The sequence below is a fragment of the Citrobacter sp. CRE-46 genome (assembly GCF_059615875.1).
In genome coordinates this window covers 1,982,966-1,999,890 of record NZ_CM184341.1, presented here as the reverse complement: position 1 = coordinate 1,999,890, position 16,925 = coordinate 1,982,966, and the positions used below count along the sequence as shown (strand labels likewise).

The 16,925-nt window shown below is 51.0% G+C and carries 15 protein-coding genes and 1 pseudogene; 3 read left to right on the top strand and 13 right to left on the bottom strand.

Features of this window, described 5'->3' with window-relative positions:
* Position 1 precedes the first annotated feature (1 nt).
* The 7 genes from wcaD to AC534G_RS09340 all read right to left on the bottom strand — a co-directional run bounded on the left by wcaD (position 2) and on the right by AC534G_RS09340 (position 7,572).
* A complete protein-coding gene (wcaD, locus tag AC534G_RS09370) occupies positions 2-1,219 on the bottom strand; it encodes a colanic acid polymerase WcaD (protein WP_038641784.1) in 1,218 nt (405 codons plus the stop codon).
* Positions 1,194-2,411 (bottom strand): colanic acid biosynthesis glycosyltransferase WcaC, encoded by a 1,218-nt coding sequence (gene wcaC / locus AC534G_RS09365; protein WP_110497476.1) that lies wholly within the window; start codon positions 2,409-2,411, stop codon positions 1,194-1,196. The genes wcaD and wcaC overlap by 26 nt, the downstream gene beginning before the upstream one ends.
* On the bottom strand, positions 2,408-2,896 hold the full coding sequence (gene wcaB / locus AC534G_RS09360; RefSeq protein ID WP_038641791.1) for a colanic acid biosynthesis acetyltransferase WcaB: 489 nt from the start codon (positions 2,894-2,896) through the stop codon (positions 2,408-2,410). The genes wcaC and wcaB overlap by 4 nt, the downstream gene beginning before the upstream one ends.
* A 2-nt stretch (positions 2,897-2,898) precedes the next feature.
* Positions 2,899-3,741, bottom strand: coding sequence for a colanic acid biosynthesis glycosyltransferase WcaA (wcaA, locus tag AC534G_RS09355; protein ID WP_069323489.1), 843 nt, complete (start codon positions 3,739-3,741; stop codon positions 2,899-2,901).
* 77 nt (positions 3,742-3,818) lie between these two features.
* Positions 3,819-5,981 (bottom strand): tyrosine-protein kinase Wzc, encoded by a 2,163-nt coding sequence (gene wzc / locus AC534G_RS09350; protein WP_110497474.1) that lies wholly within the window; start codon positions 5,979-5,981, stop codon positions 3,819-3,821.
* Positions 5,978-6,427 (bottom strand): low molecular weight protein-tyrosine-phosphatase Wzb, encoded by a 450-nt coding sequence (gene wzb / locus AC534G_RS09345; RefSeq protein WP_038641798.1) that lies wholly within the window; start codon positions 6,425-6,427, stop codon positions 5,978-5,980. The genes wzc and wzb overlap by 4 nt, the downstream gene beginning before the upstream one ends.
* A 5-nt stretch (positions 6,428-6,432) precedes the next feature.
* Positions 6,433-7,572 carry a polysaccharide export protein gene (locus tag AC534G_RS09340; protein WP_038641800.1) on the bottom strand — a complete coding sequence of 380 codons (1,140 nt, stop codon included), beginning with the start codon at positions 7,570-7,572 and terminating at the stop codon, positions 6,433-6,435.
* Between the two features lie 655 nt (positions 7,573-8,227).
* Between AC534G_RS09340 and AC534G_RS09335 the strand changes: the two genes are divergently transcribed.
* The gene (locus AC534G_RS09335) at positions 8,228-9,811 is read left to right on the top strand and encodes a TerC family protein (RefSeq protein WP_069323487.1); all 1,584 of its coding nucleotides are present in this window, start codon (positions 8,228-8,230) and stop codon (positions 9,809-9,811) included.
* Positions 9,812-9,855: 44 nt separating this feature from the next.
* On the opposite strand, the gene asmA is transcribed toward AC534G_RS09335, so the two are convergent.
* From asmA to udk, 3 genes are all read right to left on the bottom strand, one after another.
* Positions 9,856-11,709 carry an outer membrane assembly protein AsmA gene (gene asmA / locus AC534G_RS09330; RefSeq protein ID WP_110497472.1) on the bottom strand — a complete coding sequence of 618 codons (1,854 nt, stop codon included), beginning with the start codon at positions 11,707-11,709 and terminating at the stop codon, positions 9,856-9,858.
* Between the two features lie 25 nt (positions 11,710-11,734).
* The gene (gene dcd, locus AC534G_RS09325) at positions 11,735-12,316 is read right to left on the bottom strand and encodes a dCTP deaminase (RefSeq protein ID WP_003834269.1); all 582 of its coding nucleotides are present in this window, start codon (positions 12,314-12,316) and stop codon (positions 11,735-11,737) included.
* A 91-nt stretch (positions 12,317-12,407) separates the two neighbouring features.
* Positions 12,408-13,049, bottom strand: coding sequence for a uridine kinase (gene udk, locus AC534G_RS09320; RefSeq protein WP_003036776.1), 642 nt, complete (start codon positions 13,047-13,049; stop codon positions 12,408-12,410).
* Here udk and AC534G_RS09315 point away from each other — a divergent pair.
* The gene (locus tag AC534G_RS09315) at positions 13,032-13,226 is read left to right on the top strand and encodes a hypothetical protein (protein WP_038641809.1); all 195 of its coding nucleotides are present in this window, start codon (positions 13,032-13,034) and stop codon (positions 13,224-13,226) included. The two genes, udk and AC534G_RS09315, sit on opposite strands and share 18 nt — an antisense overlap.
* Positions 13,227-13,365: 139 nt before the next feature.
* A pseudogene (locus AC534G_RS09310) lies at positions 13,366-14,487 on the top strand (MASE1 domain-containing protein); the annotation flags it as partial.
* 135 nt (positions 14,488-14,622) lie between these two features.
* Here AC534G_RS09310 and AC534G_RS09305 read toward each other — a convergent pair.
* From AC534G_RS09305 to AC534G_RS09295, 3 genes are all read right to left on the bottom strand, one after another.
* On the bottom strand, positions 14,623-15,192 hold the full coding sequence (locus AC534G_RS09305) for a recombinase family protein (RefSeq protein ID WP_164562416.1): 570 nt from the start codon (positions 15,190-15,192) through the stop codon (positions 14,623-14,625).
* A gap of 149 nt (positions 15,193-15,341) precedes the next feature.
* A complete protein-coding gene (locus AC534G_RS09300; RefSeq protein ID WP_496594441.1) occupies positions 15,342-15,923 on the bottom strand; it encodes a tail fiber assembly protein in 582 nt (193 codons plus the stop codon).
* Positions 15,923-16,918 (bottom strand): hypothetical protein, encoded by a 996-nt coding sequence (locus AC534G_RS09295; protein ID WP_496594442.1) that lies wholly within the window; start codon positions 16,916-16,918, stop codon positions 15,923-15,925. Before AC534G_RS09295 ends, AC534G_RS09300 begins: the two co-directional genes overlap by 1 nt.
* Positions 16,919-16,925: the final 7 nt, after the last annotated feature.

Below are 16,925 nucleotides of genomic sequence, written 5' to 3'. Positions count from 1 at the left end.
TTTACCTCGCGATATTCAGCGCCTTGCGCAAAATAAACGGACACACAATTAAAAAAGCGTATTCCGGACTAAATACTGACCCTGTAAAAAACAGCGACAGCGGCGTAAAAAGATATAGCTGCACCCGATAATTCTGATTATCACCAAAAGCAGTGATCATCATCTTCATAACTTTCCCCATGTACCACAGGGTTAATATCACGGCGAACCACGAAAAATAAATAATCAGCAGATACAAACCATTGTCTATCGTTTTACCCACATCCGCACCGTTAAAAATTCCGAATGACGCGACATATTCATAAAGCGAACCGAATCTTACTACGCCATCAACATGCATTAACGAATAACCCACCATCACTAGCGGTCCCACGATTCGATAATACGATGACGACCCCTCGGTGCCTAAATCCCCAAGGCGCGTTGCGATGTATGGAAACGCAAATATCACACCGACTAAAAACACGCTTAATGAGATTATCGCCAGCGGCAACTTCTTTTTTATCGCATCCTTATTCAGGTACTGGAACGCCCACTCCAGGAGATAAAACAAAATAAACGTCATCACCCCGGAAAACGACCCTGATAATATTATCCCTGCCAGAATCATAGCATCGGACTTAGGCGTTTTGATACCAAACTGTTTGATACTGAGCCAAATTGAGATTAACGCCAGAGCGAAGAATGCCGGTTCGAAATAAAGCGCAGTGGTGCGTTTTCCGCCAAACTTAATAAAGTTCAGAACATAGCTGTTACTGTAAATAAGATATTTCGAAATAACTTCCATTAAACTGCTGCCGCCGCTGAGAATGATCTGCGCCATTTCAACTGCCGCTAACCCTACCACCAGCCCGACAACCAGCCAGAAAAAGCGCAGGATCTTAATATAGTTATGCGGCGAAATGGTTTTGAAGCGAATACTCCACACCATCCCAATAATCACCACGGTATAGACAAACAGCATCGCGGACGTGACGTACTTACTGGCATTCAGCGATTGACCGAACAGGTAGTTAAACGCCGTCAACCCTCCCCCCACGCCCAGCGCAATCATTAATTTTTTAATATTGATGCGCTCGACAAACAGCAACAGCAGAACGGGCAAGAATGTGACAATCGTTATCGGGAAGCTCTCACCAAGCTGGGCAAGTTTGACGTTAACCAGCAGATAAAGCAGCGGTAGCAGCAGATAGCTACAGATTCTGATAGAACGAGACATATTCCTCCAGCATCTGTTGTCCACTGTATGCCACCCGGCTGCGCTGGCTGAACGCGGCAAGCGACGTGTCGAATACCGCCTGCGCAATGTCTGATTTTTTCAGTTGTACCAGCCGCAATACATCCGCTTCACTGAACGTTTTACCGCCCGCTTTCGCCAGTACCTCTTGTGCCGCCTCGCTGTGCGTAGCAATCACCGGTACCCCGATGGAAAGCGCTTCGCACAGAATCAGCGGGTAATTATCAACGCGGGAGCTGAACACCAGTCCATCCATCTCGTTAAGCGCGCTCATCAACGTTCGCTTATCGCTTTCGAAGCCATGATTGATGACATTATCGCCAGCAAAGGGAGAAAATTTGCCGAAGGTATGCAGCTCAATTTTTTCCCCGAGCGCCATCATCTCCTGCACCAGGCGCTGATTGGTTTTACCGTCATAGCGCAGGTCATGAGCCACCACCGCGATTTTCGGTCTGCCGTGTGGTTCATGTCTGGCGGGCAGTTCGGCAAGAATGGCTTCGGTTGCCACATCAATACCGTTGTTAATAATGCGGCAGCGCCCCATGCCATACAGACTGTTGAACGCGTCGGCCACATGCTGGCTGGGAGAGATAAACTGGCAGCCAAGCGCTAACATGTCGCGAAACCTCTGCCGTTTAGCGGGCACCTGCTGATGGGCTTTGTCGATTTTTACCGGCGGATAATTGCTTAACGTCGGGCATTTCTGGCAGCCGGTTTTCCAGCTTTCACACCCGTCTGTGAAAGCGCAACGCCCGGTCACGCTCCAGTGATCGTGCAGCGTCCAGACAAAGGTGATGTCCGGTTTATGCGCCTTCACCTTTTCGCAAAAGGTCACGACCTCTTCCAGGTTCAACCAGTAACTGTGCAGCACATGAAAATGCAGTACCAGCGGGCCGGATGTGCGGGTCACCGTACGATATAAACTGTTAAGATTGCCAAACAGGTCGCGGTTAGCGAAACGAAATAGCGCAATATTCGCCGCCGACGTCAGGCGCGGCGTATGTTTGATAACATGCGGATAATTACCGTGGCTGGCGCTTTTCTTGCCGCCTTTGCCATAGCCGTACACAAAGCGTGACGTCAACCCTTTCGCCAGCGCGCGAAGATGCAGATCTAACGCCACACCTGCCGCTCCACCTTCTGCGAGTCGCACATTAAATTGTAAGATATTCATTTTGTTACCTTCACTCGTGCTTTCTCGCCCACCACCAGCGTGTTGTCAGGGATGCTATCCACTACCACGCTCCCGGCGCCAATGGTCACGTTATCGCCAATAGCGACATCGCCGAGCACAGTGACGTTGGCCCCCAGTTCGACACCGTTACCGATGACCGGACAGGACAAATCTTTGCCGCCAGGATTGCCAATGGTGACACCGTGGCGCAGGGTTAAATCGTCCCCTGCCACCACGTGTTTATTGATCACTACGCCATAACCATGATGGATAGTGAAACGACGACCGATAGATGCAGCGGCCTGAATTTCATAACCAAACAGGCATTCAGTAATCAGGCGATACAACACCAGCACCGGCGCAGCCCACAGGTTGTTCAAGATATTTTTTTTACGCCAGACGGAGCAAAAATGGGCAATCCGATAGGCCACTACCATGCAGCAGGGGCGCAGACTCCAGCCGTTCGCACGTAAATCTTCCAGCATACTTAGCGTCCTCGCAGTCCGTCGGCCAGACGCTTACTGTTGCGAATGGAAAGCAACGTCAGCAGCGTGCGCCAGTTCATTCGTTTATTGCGGATCTGATAGAGCGTAAACAGCTGATATTTCTTACTCGCCCGGTCAAATTTACCTTTGTGCTTACGATAGAACTGAAAGTAGCCGGAGAATTTATGCGGTGACGAGGTAATGCGCATCTCACCGTGGTTCACATGCAGGATCTGCGTCGCCTCTTTGACCTTCCACGGTTTGCCGTACGCCACCACCATCCTGAGAAAAATGTCGTAATCCTGCGCGGCTTTCAGTGTGGTATCGAACAGGCATGCTTTAAAACGCCATGCCCACGTAAAGACCTGATTACCAATAATATTGCGCTTGTAAAACTTGCGTCGGGAGTAAACTGACTTCGGATAGAGCGGCAGACTGGCCGGTTGCGAATACACTTCGCCTTCACAAACATAATCATTGGCATACAGAAACGCGTGCGTAACCAGTTGATGACGATGCTGCAGAAACACGCTCAGGCGATTCGGCGTCCATTCATCATCATCATCAATACCCGTAATATATTGCCCATTAGCCTGCATGATGGCCTGATTGCGTACCGCGCAGGCCCCGGAGTTCGTCGCGTTATGCGTATAGCACACGCGTGGGTCGTTCAGTTCCTCAACGAACTGCTGTAGTTGCTCATACGAGGAAGAACAGTCATCCACAATGATCATCTCCCAGTGAGGATAGTCCTGGCGCAACACCGATTTAATCGCCCGAATGGCCAGCTGTTGGCGATTCCAGGTTGGCATATAAATTGAAATGAGTGGGTTTTCTGTCGTCATTTTCGTTTCCCAAATAAAGTTGCCTGATGGCGCTACGCTTATCAGGCCTACATTCGATATGCGTTGCTGTTCGTTATCTATTTCGAATCCGACGTGTATTCGTATTCGTAGTAACCGTAATCCTGATAGCCACTGGCACGGCGGAAGATCGAGTTGAGGATCACCCCTTTAACCTGAATGCCGTTTTGCTCAAACCGACTCAGGCTGGTTTCCACCTCTTTCAGCGTATTGACCGCATAACGCGCCACCATCAGCGTGGTGCCGACATGGCGGCCAACAATTGCCGCATCGGTCACCGCCAGTATTGGCGGGGTATCTATCAGGACCAGGTCATAGTGCTCGCTGGCCCACGTAATCAGTTCGCCAAAGCGTTCACTCATCAGAAGCTCAGATGGATTAGGGGGTATTTGTCCGCGAGGGATCAGATCAAAATTCGCAATGGAGGTCGGTTTCGCGCTGGAAGAGATATCCCCCTTACCGACGAGGATCTCGGACAGACCGTTGACGTTACTGGTACCCAGCAGTTCGTGGGTATAGCCTTTGCGCATGTCACAGTCGATCAACAGCACGCGCTTGTGGGTCTGGCTAATGACCGCCGCCAGGTTAGCGCAGACAAATGTTTTACCTATCGACGGGCTAACGCCGGTCAGCATCAACACGTTGTTGCGCGCCTGCATCATGGCGAAGTGCAGACTGGTACGCAGGCTACGGACCGCTTCTATGGCGAGATCCGTTGGATTCCCCACCGCCAGTAACTGGGTTTGTTTGTAACGCTTCACACCTTTAATGGTCTGAACGTTATCGCGCGCTTTTTGCCATTCTGAAAGCGGGATGCTGGCATAAACGCTGATGCCATGCTCTTCCAGCACCTGCGGGCTTTCGATGCCGCGGTTAAACAGGGAACGCAGCAATACGCCCACCACCGAAAGCATCAAACCAAGAATAATGCTACCGAGAATAATCAACGCCTTTTTCGGCTTCAGCACGCCTGGCTGGGCAATCGCGGGATCGACGATGCGCACATCTCCGACCGTACTCGCCTCGGTGATCTTCAGTTCCTGTTGCTTATTTAACAGCTGCATATAGACCTGCTGACCGGACTCCACATCGCGGGTCAGCCGGACAATTTCCTGCTGCGTTTTCGGCATTGCCGTAACACGCCCGTTCAGCTTGCTTTTCTCATCTTCCAGCGCCTGGCGTTTTTCCAGCAATGTGCGATACGCCGGGTGCGCTTTGGTGAATAACTTGGAGATTTCCGCTTCTTTAAAGGTCAGTTCGTTGAGCTGCGCATCGATATTTACCATGGAATCGAGCACCGCTTTAGCTTCCAGCGGCAAATCCACGGAGTCTTTATCCTGACGGAAGGCATTCAGCTTGTTTTCGGCAACGTCCAGCCGGTTACGCACCTCAGGCAACTGTTTTGCCAGAAACGCCAGACTTTTAGCGGCTTCTTCTGACTTACGTACTACGTTTTGTTGCAGATAGTTGCGGGTAATACTGTCGAGGATCTGGCGGATTTGTTCGCGGTCTTCGCCGGTAAAAGTCAGGCTCAATACGCCAGTATCTTTGCCGGTTTCTGTCACCATCAGGTTATTTTGCAGGGTGTTAATCATGCCCAATGTGGAAAATTTGCTGACGGTAAATTGGCTCTCAGGGCTGGCATGAATTGCCTCAACCAGCATCGTCACGCCATCGTGATTCAACAATTGCCCAACCTGACCGCGGGCGCTAAATCCCCCATCACTGACTAATTGATAACTTTTATCGTTCAACACGCTTAGCGTAAAAGTCTGTTCCTTCATCGCCTTTGGCAGCGTAAAGGTGGTGACATTAACGGTTTCATTCTGGCGCCCCATCAACCGATCCCAGCCTGCGCCAAAAATCGGAAATGTATCTTTCGTCACCGCGATATCCAGATTGAGATCGTCTACCGTTTTTCCCAGTACCAGCCGTGACTGAATGAGCTGAATTTCCGCTTCCGAAGCCGGCGGTTTATTCGACAACGCCGAGCCAATATCCTGCACCAGGGAATTCCCGGTATTTTGCTCAATTTGCACCAGCGCATCCGCACTGTAGATGGGCGTGGCAAACAGCGTGTAGACCGCCGCACATAACGCAAACGTCGCCGTAATACCAAGCACCCACCAGCGAGCTTCCACCACCGTTCCTACCAGACGACCAATATCGATTTCATCATTGCCCGTAACCGGCGCGGCAGACTGTTTTACTTTTTCTGTCATTGTTTTCCCTGCTCCGCGTTCAATGCCTGAGCCCACTGGCGGGCAGACCGTTCAAGTAATGCGTACACCGCGTCAAACGCATCCCGACTTTTACGGTATGGGTCGGGAATTTCACGTTCGCTGTCCCAGTGACCAAAAAGCATCACTTTGCCGCGCATCTCCGGCACCATTTCGCACAGGGCTGAAATATGGCGTTTTTCCATGGTCAGGATCAGGTCATACTCCCGGCACATGCGTCCTGAGATCTGGCGGGCACAATGATTTTCCAGTGACAGGTTGTGCGCCTGCGCGACGCTGATAGCACAGGGATCCGCACCTTTACCCACCAGCGCCCCGAGACCTGCAGAAGAGACCGTCAACGCCGGATGAAACTTCCTTAACAAGCGTTCTGCCGTCGGGGAACGGCAAATGTTCCCCACACAGACAACCAATATTTTGTTAAACATGACGATTACCAGTTGTGAAGGTCGCTGGCCGTGTCCGTCATATAGCGAACACCGCTAATGGTCGGCAGCAACTGATTGATCAAACGGTTCCAGCGGGCAACAGGCGCGGTCGTGACATACACCACATCGTAAGGCTGGAGTCGGAATGACGTCGCCATCACCAGCGAAGTCGCATCGGACATATCAAGCTGATAGATATTGGCGATCTTGCCGTTGTGCCCGCTTTCGCCTTTCAACGGACGAATAACGAAAATGCCGCTGGCGTTGGAGGTGGTCAGATCGATACCTTCTGCATTGCCAAGCGCTTCAGTGAGCGTCATACCGCTGAAGTCCATTTTGAGGGTGCTCTGCTTCTTCACTTCCCCCATCACGAAGACTTTCAGATCGTCATTACGCGGAACAAACAGAATGTCGCCAGGATAGAGCAGACGGTTCTGGCTCAGGTCGCCATTTTGCATCAGCGCTTGCAGTGAAATTCGTTGCTCCTGACCTTTGTGAGTCAGTACAACATTGCGCCAGTCAGCCGCCTCGGTAAGACCGCCTGCGGCGTTAATGGCATCAAGAATGGTAAGCGGTACGTTGGTGATGGCCTGCTGGCCAGATTTATTCACCTGCCCGGAGACATAAGCCTTCTGCGAGCGGAAAGCGGCGATATTAACGTCCACCTGCGGGTCAGCAATGTATTTCGCTAAGCGCCCGGTAATATCACTACGAATTTCTGCCAACGTTTTTCCCACCACGCTGACTTTGCCAATGTAGGGGTAAAACATGGTGCCATCAGGTTGCACCCAGTTGCCGGTATCGCTTGAGCTACGATACTGCCCGGCCGGGGTCGTGAGTTCAGGATGATCCCAGACGGTCACATTCAGGACATCGCCTGGACCGACCCGATACTGATATCCTGCAATCTCCTGCTCCAGCGACATGTTAGGCTGCGCAACATTCGGACGAGGACGTAATTGCTCGACCAGTCGCGGGGTCAGTGGATAAACATTCACCATCCGATTGATATCAAAATCAGCGTCCTGCTGTTTAATCACATCTTTGCCCATCGTAGACATATTGCTGCCCGGAAGCACGGTACAACCGTTTATCAAGATTACCGATACCAGGACTGGTATCAATTTAAGTTTGGAGTTCATCATTGATTATTTATCACTTTGGCAGAGTAATTATCACGTGCGTTCTAAATAGCGGCTTCGCCTGTACACATTTACCTTGCCGTTAATTGAAAAGGAATTTAACTGGCATCAGTCCTAAAAATAATGGATTCATCTGCGGTCTCTTGACAGAATAATTTAGGCTTGTTTTCAGGTGACCAGACACGCTACCGCCCCTGGCTTCATTAGCTACCAATGCACTGATTAATTTAAATTTTTATCTTCTCCTTTATTTTCATCATATTCAGAACAGCAACGCATCGGGAATAACGCCACCGGTTAATGAGGAAATATTATCTTTTGATTATTACCGCAAGAATTGTTGCAGCTAAGTGAATAGCAGGCAAGATAACAAGCCTCCGTTCACTTGCTTTTAAGATTAATATTAAGCGTGGAATTTATATGTTTTTAGGATTTTATCGATATTGACAGCATGACTAAATAAATACGCCACCTGCGATATTTCCTAAATATAATTGGCTAAAGAAGTTTATTTCCTGTAGTTACATTACGGCTATTATCCCGCTGGCATCCTGATATAACCGCCAGAGAAATCCCTTTCCGGCATTGCATTTTCCGCCAGTTTTACCCATGATCGAATTGTGACAATTGTCATACAACTATGGGTATAGCATTTACTATGGAATGGATTGCCGATCCGTCAATCTGGGCCGGACTCGTCACGCTAATCGTGATCGAACTTGTTCTTGGCATTGATAATCTTGTTTTTATTGCCATCCTCGCGGAGAAACTCCCTCCTGCCCAGCGGGATAAGGCGCGTATTACCGGGCTCCTGCTGGCGATGGTCATGCGACTGCTGCTACTGGCATCAATATCCTGGCTGGTGACGCTGACAACGCCACTGTTCAGCATTCGCGGCCTCAGTTTCAGTGCGCGCGATCTGATTATGCTGTTTGGCGGTTTCTTCCTGTTGTTTAAAGCCACAATGGAGCTAAACGAACGGCTGGAAGGCAAAGACAGCGACAATCCCACCCAGCGTAAAGGCGCTAAGTTCTGGGGAGTGGTCGCGCAAATTGTGGTGCTTGACGCCATCTTCTCTCTGGATTCCGTCATTACCGCCGTCGGGATGGTCGATCACCTGGCGGTGATGATGGCGGCGGTGATTATCGCCATCAGCCTGATGATGCTCGCCAGTAAGTCGTTGACTCGCTTTGTCAACAGCCACCCAACCATCGTTATTCTGTGCCTAAGCTTCCTGCTGATGATTGGTTTCAGCCTGGTCGCCGAAGGGTTCGGTTTCCATATCCCGAAAGGTTACCTGTACGCCGCTATCGGCTTCTCGGTTATGATCGAAGCCTTGAACCAGTTGGCAATCTTTAACCGTCGTCGCTTCCTGTCAGCCAACCATACCTTGCGTCAGCGCACTGCGGAGGCGGTGATGAGGCTGCTGAGCGGTCAAAAAGAAGATGCCGAACTGGATGCCGAAACCGCTGCTATGCTGGCGGATCACCAGGAGGGTCAGATTTTTGCGCCCCAGGAACGGCGGATGATTGAGCGCGTACTGAATCTTAATCAGCGTACCGTCAGCAGCATCATGACCTCACGCCACGACATTGAACACGTCGATCTCAACGCACCCGAAGCAGAAATCCGCGCTTTACTGGAAAAAAATCAGCATACGCGCCTGGTTGTTACCGGAGAAGACGAGGAGGAAGAGCTGCTGGGCGTAGTGCATGTCATCGATCTGCTGCAGCAGTCTCTGCGCGGCGAGGCGCTCGACTTACGCGTCCTGATTCGTCAGCCGCTGGTGTTCCCGGAAACCCTGCCGCTGCTTCCGGCGCTGGAGCAGTTCCGTAATGCCCGCACGCACTTCGCTTTTATTGCAGATGAATTTGGTTCTGTCGAAGGGATCGTAACGCTCAGTGACGTAATGGAAACCATCGCCGGTAATCTGCCAAATGAGGTAGAGGAGATTGATGCCCGCCATGATATCCAGAAAAATGCCGATGGTTCGTGGACAGCTAACGGTCACATGCCGCTGGAAGATCTGGTGCAGTACGTCCCTATTCCGTTAGATGAAAAACGTGAATATCACACCATTGCCGGGCTTTTGATGGAATATTTACAGCGTATTCCAAAAACCGGAGAGGAAGTTCAGGTTGGCGACTACCGACTAAAAACTCTGCAGGTGGAAAACCATCGCGTGCAAAAAGTCCAGTTGATACCGCTACACGGTGAAGAAGAGATGGATTACGAGGTGTAAATCACCCGCCGGATGGCGCATTAGCTGCCATCCGGCAATGTGAATCAGAGTTTATCCAGCAACTTTTTAACATCTTTACCGTTGCGGGAGTCTTTATTGCGATCGGCCCAATCGTTCAGACGACGTTTCGCTTCATCCTGCAGATGCTTGCGCAGCAACTGATCGACCTGCAAGTTATAGTTCAGCGCCTGCCACTGGCCATAGACCCTGAGAGGAACCGGCGTGGCTTTCAGGAACTTAATCAGCTTGCTTTCGCCATCCCAACCGCCCAGCACGCGAATGTTAAACAGCGTGTCGCAATTCTGCTTCACCAGGTCTAACGTCCCCTTGCCAGTCAGCGCAAGCATCGCCGACTCACCGGCCATGTTATCCAGCGTAACCTCGCCGTTATCCAGCGTCATATCGGTGACAAAGCGATCCAGACGGGTGACGTTATCCAGATTTTGCTGTGATTTCACATCACCGCCGCTGCGTTCTACGGCTTGTTGTATCATCTGCTGGAAGTTCATCCCTTCCATTCGCGTATCGCTCATTTCGACATGAGCCTGGCCTTGCCAACTATGGCGAAACGCCTGGGCGTCAATATCTGAGCCGGAAAAATCTCCCGCCAGTGACAGCTTGCCGGTCAGCGCGATGGGGTAATTGAAGGCTTTGAGGATAGCGCCTATTTCTACGCCTTCCAGCCGCGGATGAAAGACTGCGCGCGGCGCATCTTTTCTGGCGTCCAACGTACCGGGAAGCGAAACACGTCCACCGTTACTTTTGCCTTCCAGCTGTGCGATATTCATTAAGCCGAACTGGTTATTTATTTTTGCCGAGACATTCTCAAACGCCATTTTACGCCACAATACTTTGTCAGCCTGTAACGTGATGTCTGCCGAAAATCCCTTGAGTCCCTGGTAAGAGACGGCATCAACCTGCGAAGCAATGACGGGGCGCGCCAGCGTCGACTGACTCTGCCCTTGCTGAACCTCACCGTTTGTCGCCGCCACGGCATCGCGTTGCACAATCAGATTGTCCAGATTGAGCTGACCAAATTTCAGGTCGACGAGCCATTCTGGTTTATCTAACAGCGACACCTGGGCTTGCCCGGCGAGAGAGCTGTCGTTAGCGGTTAAATGAATCTGGCTAAACGCGAGCTGTTTTTTCTCTTCCAGCCACTGCGCCTGAAGCTGTCCCTCACCTTTAATGCCCTGCGACGGAAGATCGGCCCCCTGTAGCTGCCAGCTTAACTGCTCAATATTAGCGGACAAATTATGCGGGTAGTCGGAAGCATCGACGGTGCCGTTAAACGATAGCACAAGGTCACGCTGATCGCGGTTCACACGCCCGGAGAAATCAAACGTACCGCGGTGCTGGCTATCCTGTTCCATCTCCAGACGAATATCGCGAACCGTTACCTGCTCGTCGTCTTCATGCTGGAATACCAGAACGCTGTCGGCGACGCGCAGACGGGCGATATCAAACGACCATCCTTTGTCTTCCGCCAGATCGGGCAACGTATTGTCTTTGGGGGCAACGGGCGCATCTTGTCCACGCACCGCCTCAGTTTGCGGGGTCAGTTGAATCACCGCTCCCTTGAGCATCACCTGCTTCACACTGAGCTGATGACTCAACAACGGCCACAACGCGACGTCGAGGCGCATATTGTCGGCACGAATCAGGGGTTCGCTGGCACCTTCAGCCGTCAACGCCATGCGCCCCGAGAGGATGCTCAACTGAGGCCATACGTGCCAACGCAGAGGACCATCCAACTGCAGCTGATATCCGCTACGCACAGCAACCTGCTTGACCATATACGCGCGGAAATCATTCGGATTCACCAACAGTACTAACGCAGAAAAACCGGCCACCAGCACGACCAGAAGGATCATCAGCGTTGTCAGAAATCGTCTCATGCTATCCCCAATGGACTGAAAACATTCAGTCTTTATCGATCCGGCTGGCAACGGCGCCCTGCTGATCGCGATACTTTGCATCCTGACGACGATTGTAAGGTCGCGCAGCCGGACCGGAAAGCGGTTCGAAACTCAACGCGCCAATTGGCATGCCAGGGCGCAGGGCCAGCGGTAATTTTCCGGAGTTGTAGAATTCCAGTACGATGCACCCTGACCAGCCCGGATCGATACGGTGTGCGGTAACGTGTACCATCAGTCCCAGACGCGCTAATGAAGAACGACCATCTAACCAACCGACGAGATCGGAAGGCAACGTCACGGATTCGAACGTCACCGCCAGCGCAAGCTCCCCCGGATGCAGGAAAAATGCCTCGCCGTCCTTAAGGACGATTTCATCGCTCATCACGCGATCCAGCGCAGCGCTGACTTCATCTTTCGGTCCACTCAAATCGATATACGCCGCCGTATGACCGCGGAACGTACGGAATTTGTTACCAAGACGCACATCTACCGTGGCGCCATTGATTCGCTCGACAGGAGGGCGTGGAGTGATCGACAGGCGACCTTCATCCAACCAGGCTTCAATATCTCGGTCACATAAACGCATGGCACTTTCTCCTTTCGTGCTTCAACCCCTTAATGCCAGGCGCGTTAAGGGTGAGCCAGGTTATCACTGAACGGTACACAATTCGCTGAACTTATTCAAAGAACTGACTGATTTTAGCCTTCAGAATATCGATGGCGATGCGGTTTTTACCCCCGCGCGGCACGATGATGTCGGCGTATTGTTTTGAAGGCTCAATAAATTGCAGGAACATTGGACGTACGGTTTTTTGGTATTGCGCCATCACCGAATCCATGGAACGGCCACGCTCGTTCACATCCCGTTTAATACGGCGCATCAGGCATATATCCAGCGGCGTATCAACAAAAATAGAGAAGTTCATCTCGTCACGCAAACGCGCGTCTGTCAGCAGCAGAATGCCTTCCAGGATGATCACTTTCTTGGGTTCGATATGAATAGTGTCTTGCGTGCGTGTATGCTCAACATAACTGTAAACAGGTAGTTCAATGGCACTTCCGCGTTTAAGCGTCTGCAGATGTTGAAACAGCAGGCTGTGATCCATCGCGTTCGGATGGTCGTAGTTGGTTTTTACACGTTCTTCCATCGACAGATGGCTTTGATCTTTGTAATAGCTGTCTTCGGGAATAACGCCAATATGTTCGTCACCGACTTGTTCACGTAATTCGCGGTAAAGCGTGCTGGCAATAAGACTCTTGCCGGAAGCCGATGCGCCGGCGATGCCGATAATGACGCACTGATGGGACTGATCAGTCATAAATTTAGCGACCTGATTAACCTGGATGTTAAGGAAGGGCGGCGTCGAAACGCCAAACGCGGCAATTATAGGGATTTCAGCGGCGCGATGCCAGTCCAGCCTGCGCCAATGCTTTCCTTGTCGCAAATTAAAATGATCAGTTTTAAAGCAGGTGCTAAATTTATCTATCAGCCTTAGGAATTAATAGCTTGAGAGTGTTAATTTATGCGCAGCTGGCGTATAAATTGTAAATTATTTGTACTAGCATAATCGCAGATTAAACAAGATGTATCCGGCATATCTCCCGGACGACATCGGCTATTTGGGTAGAGTGGTAATGAGTAAACAATCCCAACATGTTTTAGTTACCTTACCTCATCCTCTACTGCGCATGGCCAGTTTAGGTCTGGTGGCTTTTATTTTTACGCTATTCTCGCTGGAACTGTCACGTTTCGGCGCGCAGCTGGCGCCGCTTTGGTTCCCAACGTCAATCATGATGGTGGCTTTTTACCGTCATGCGGGAAAGATGTGGCCGGGAATTGCGCTGGCTTGTTCATTTGGTAATATCGGCGCGTCCTTACTCTTCTTCCCCGGTGAATCGCTTAGCTTCACCTATACGGCTATCAACATTATTGAGGCTGTCGTTGGCGCAATGCTATTGCGTAAACTGCTGCCCTGGTACAACCCCTTACAAAATCTCAACGACTGGGCGCGCCTGGCTTTTGGCAGCGCCGTGGTTCCTCCCGTGTTGGGCGGCTTGCTACTGTGGTTATTGCTGCCAAAGGAAACCTCGTTAAATACCTTTCTTATTTGGGTGCTGTCAGAGTCCATCGGCGCGCTGGCGCTGGTGCCGTTAGGTTTGCTGTTTAAGCCCCATTATCTGCTCCGCCACCGCGACCCACGGTTACTGCTTGAAACCGTCATCACACTTCTGGTGACCTTGACGCTCAGTTGGCTGTCCATGAAGTATCTTCCATGGCCTTTTACCTGCGTTATCGTCCTGTTGATGTGGAGCGCTGTTCGTCTGCCGCGAATGGAGGCATTTTTAATTTTCCTCAGCACCGTAATGATGGTCTCGATGATGTTGGCCGCAGACCCTTCGCTGCTCTACATCCCAAAACCCAACTTGACGACCAGCCTGCCTTGGCTGCCGTTTTTGATGATCCTGCTGCCGGCCAATATGATGACGATGGTGATGTACGCGTTTCGGGCCGAACGCAAACATATCTCTGAAAGCGAATCGCGCTTTCGCAATGCCATGGAATATTCCGCGATTGGTATGGCGCTGGTGGGGACCGAGGGGCAATGGCTCCAGGCGAATAAAGCGTTGTGCCAGTTTCTGGGCTACAGCCAGGATGAGCTACGTTCGCTAACCTTCCAGCAATTAACCTGGCCGGAAGATCTGAATAATGATCTCGAACAATTGGATATGCTGGCGCGCGGGGAAATCAACAGCTACTTATAGCGCGCGAAATCATTTGATACTGATTTGAAAATCATTTGATACCGCGCGTTCGCGCAAAAATAAAATCATTTGATACTGATTTTAAGCGGTTTTAAAGCCGCCTTAAACTGGCGGCCAGCGAGCAGAGGATCACATGGTCGGCGTTGAATTGCTGCTTCCGGGAAATTTTTTATACAGCGTGGACATTCCTACACCAAATCTTTGCGACACCTCCCTGTGCGTCATACCCGATTTGATGGCCGCACCGAACTGAGCCCAGTGCTCATCCATAAATTTAGGCCTACGGCCACCGTAACGCCCCTTAGACCTAGCCACGGCCAAACCTGCAAGAGTACGCTCACTGTTCAGATCGGACTCATACTGAGCAGCAGAAAGAATATTGCGAAAGTTGTAGCGTCCCGATGCTGACTTTAGGTCCACGCCGTCAGTGATGGATCGGATGTTGACGTTGCGGGAATGCAGCTCCTGAAACGTGACCAGTGCATGCAGAACGTCGCGGCCAATGCGGTCGAGCTTCCAGAGAACAAGCTCATCACCAGGTTGCAACATCGCCACCACCTGCCGCAGGATGCGGCGCTTTGTATTACGGCCGCTGGCCTTCTCTTCGAAAATCTGTTCGCAGCCAGCCGCCTGCAGGGCGAGCATCTGCATCTCTGTGTCCTGGTGGTTTGAGCTTACGCGTGCATATCCAATAATCATCAGTCTTACCTCTGTCGTTGAGATAAAACCAGGTTAACAAATTCGACTTTTTCTCAAATAACCCCGGCGACGGAGAAAAATAAACACACTTTAATGGCGTAAAAAAGCCCTGGTGAACAGGGCTTAAATCGGCGTTCTACCAAAGGTTCCTATTCTGTCTTCTCTGGCCATACAGGATTTTCGTCATCAACGGCTTCCAGGTCCTCGATATAGTCCAGCGTTTCGTTGAGCCTTGCTGTTTCAGCATCTGACAATTTACGCCCAGCTTGCAGCTTCAGTTGCAGCAGACTGACGGATTGATGCGCCGCCGTTATCAGTGACTGCCGTTTATTCTCTGTCGCTAACACCCTCGCTGCGTGCTGTGCTACTTCGTCAGTAACCCACGCCGAGCCATTCCAACTGTCAAACTGAGTAGCTGGCGCAACGGCAACGAATCCGTCTTTAATTTTTCCAATGTAATCTACCGTTAGCTCGCCTCCGTCTAGTGTTGAATACACGAGAGTGCCGCGATTGTCCTCCTGTCGGGACCACGCCCCATTCACGAACACTGAAACCTGACCAACAGCACAATCTCCTGGGTCCAACGTGGTGGAATTACCAGGCAGACTGACGCCGACGTTGATAAATTCGTCAGACCAGCCCATATACTCCCCGGTATCAGCGGTGTAATAAAAACAACGAATTTCACCCGACTCAGTTGCCAGTCCATTTTCATCAAAAACTGGGATCATTATTTCGCCCTCACGACCAGGTTAAATGTGATATTGCGCGGTCTGTTTTCTGCCGCTACAGGTACGCCCGATTTTGCGGCCTCAAAATACATGTATTGCGCAATCGTAGTAGGGTTTCCGTCAACGCCCAGATTTACAATATTTTGCGATCCTCCGACTGTAAACGCACCATATGCATCTACATTCCCGACCATCGGAACAAACCCCAGACCGCCTGTGATATTACGTATCGCATCACCCTGCGCGGACAGTAGCGCTCTCCCTGCGTCTATACCGCGTCCATCATCGTTTATACGAATGAACTCACCACGGGAGTCAGTTAATTTCAGACCGGGCCACACTTTGGCGAGGATCGGATATTGCGTAGCTGAAAACGTGGTGTCGTTCATTTTCAAAAACACCATCTGGCTCCACTCATCCACAACCGTATTTGGCATCGCAGCCTGCGGCCAGAAAAAGGGGATTCCGATTGGAGGCAGGCCCGCCTTGAGGTCATCAACAAGAGCCATCGTGCCAGCTTTATCTGGGATGGTTACCGGTTTTCCTGACACCGAGTGCAAATACGCCGAACGGTTATCAGCATAAAGCGCTGCAACAATCTCTCCTGCGGCGCTTAATACTTCATAACCATATTTTGCCTGAACTGTGTAAGAAAATGTCTGCTTGGTTTCCGCAGCTTTATCAGCGAATGAAGACAAACCAAGATTTTGGAGAAAGAGTGCTTTGTCCTGAATATCAGCGCCGTTCTGAGATGTATCGAGGAAGAGCGCTCTCATCGCCGCAAGGAGCTGCACATTGTTGGCTTTGTCCGGGGTGATACCCGCAGCGGCCAGAACGGCCAACAGTTCACTCTGGATAATATTGAACCAGTCAGGCCCCGGATAAGTTGGAGGAACGCCGTTCCCGCCTTCGGTAAAGAAGGACGTCACAGCACTGACCACAGGCTTTACTGCGGGCATCACCGGAACGGCTGAATTATTATCGACATGAAACATTGTCGGA

Bases quoted from the DNA above. Each gene is read 5' to 3' on its own strand.
- wcaD (WP_038641784.1), bottom strand. From the start codon at position 1,219: ATGTCTCGTTCTATCAGAATCTGTAGCTATCTGCTGCTACCGCTGCTT.
- wcaC (WP_110497476.1), bottom strand. From the start codon at position 2,411: ATGAATATCTTACAATTTAATGTGCGACTCGCAGAAGGTGGAGCGGCA.
- wcaB (WP_038641791.1), bottom strand. From the start codon at position 2,896: ATGCTGGAAGATTTACGTGCGAACGGCTGGAGTCTGCGCCCCTGCTGC.
- wcaA (WP_069323489.1), bottom strand. From the start codon at position 3,741: ATGACGACAGAAAACCCACTCATTTCAATTTATATGCCAACCTGGAAT.
- wzc (WP_110497474.1), bottom strand. From the start codon at position 5,981: ATGACAGAAAAAGTAAAACAGTCTGCCGCGCCGGTTACGGGCAATGAT.
- wzb (WP_038641798.1), bottom strand. From the start codon at position 6,427: ATGTTTAACAAAATATTGGTTGTCTGTGTGGGGAACATTTGCCGTTCC.
- AC534G_RS09340 (WP_038641800.1), bottom strand. From the start codon at position 7,572: ATGATGAACTCCAAACTTAAATTGATACCAGTCCTGGTATCGGTAATC.
- AC534G_RS09335 (WP_069323487.1), top strand. From the start codon at position 8,228: ATGGAATGGATTGCCGATCCGTCAATCTGGGCCGGACTCGTCACGCTA.
- asmA (WP_110497472.1), bottom strand. From the start codon at position 11,709: ATGAGACGATTTCTGACAACGCTGATGATCCTTCTGGTCGTGCTGGTG.
- dcd (WP_003834269.1), bottom strand. From the start codon at position 12,316: ATGCGTTTATGTGACCGAGATATTGAAGCCTGGTTGGATGAAGGTCGC.
- AC534G_RS09315 (WP_038641809.1), top strand. From the start codon at position 13,032: ATGGGACTGATCAGTCATAAATTTAGCGACCTGATTAACCTGGATGTT.
- udk (WP_003036776.1), bottom strand. From the start codon at position 13,049: ATGACTGATCAGTCCCATCAGTGCGTCATTATCGGCATCGCCGGCGCA.
- AC534G_RS09305 (WP_164562416.1), bottom strand. From the start codon at position 15,192: ATGATTATTGGATATGCACGCGTAAGCTCAAACCACCAGGACACAGAG.
- AC534G_RS09300 (WP_496594441.1), bottom strand. From the start codon at position 15,923: ATGATCCCAGTTTTTGATGAAAATGGACTGGCAACTGAGTCGGGTGAA.
- AC534G_RS09295 (WP_496594442.1), bottom strand. From the start codon at position 16,918: ATGTTTCATGTCGATAATAATTCAGCCGTTCCGGTGATGCCCGCAGTA.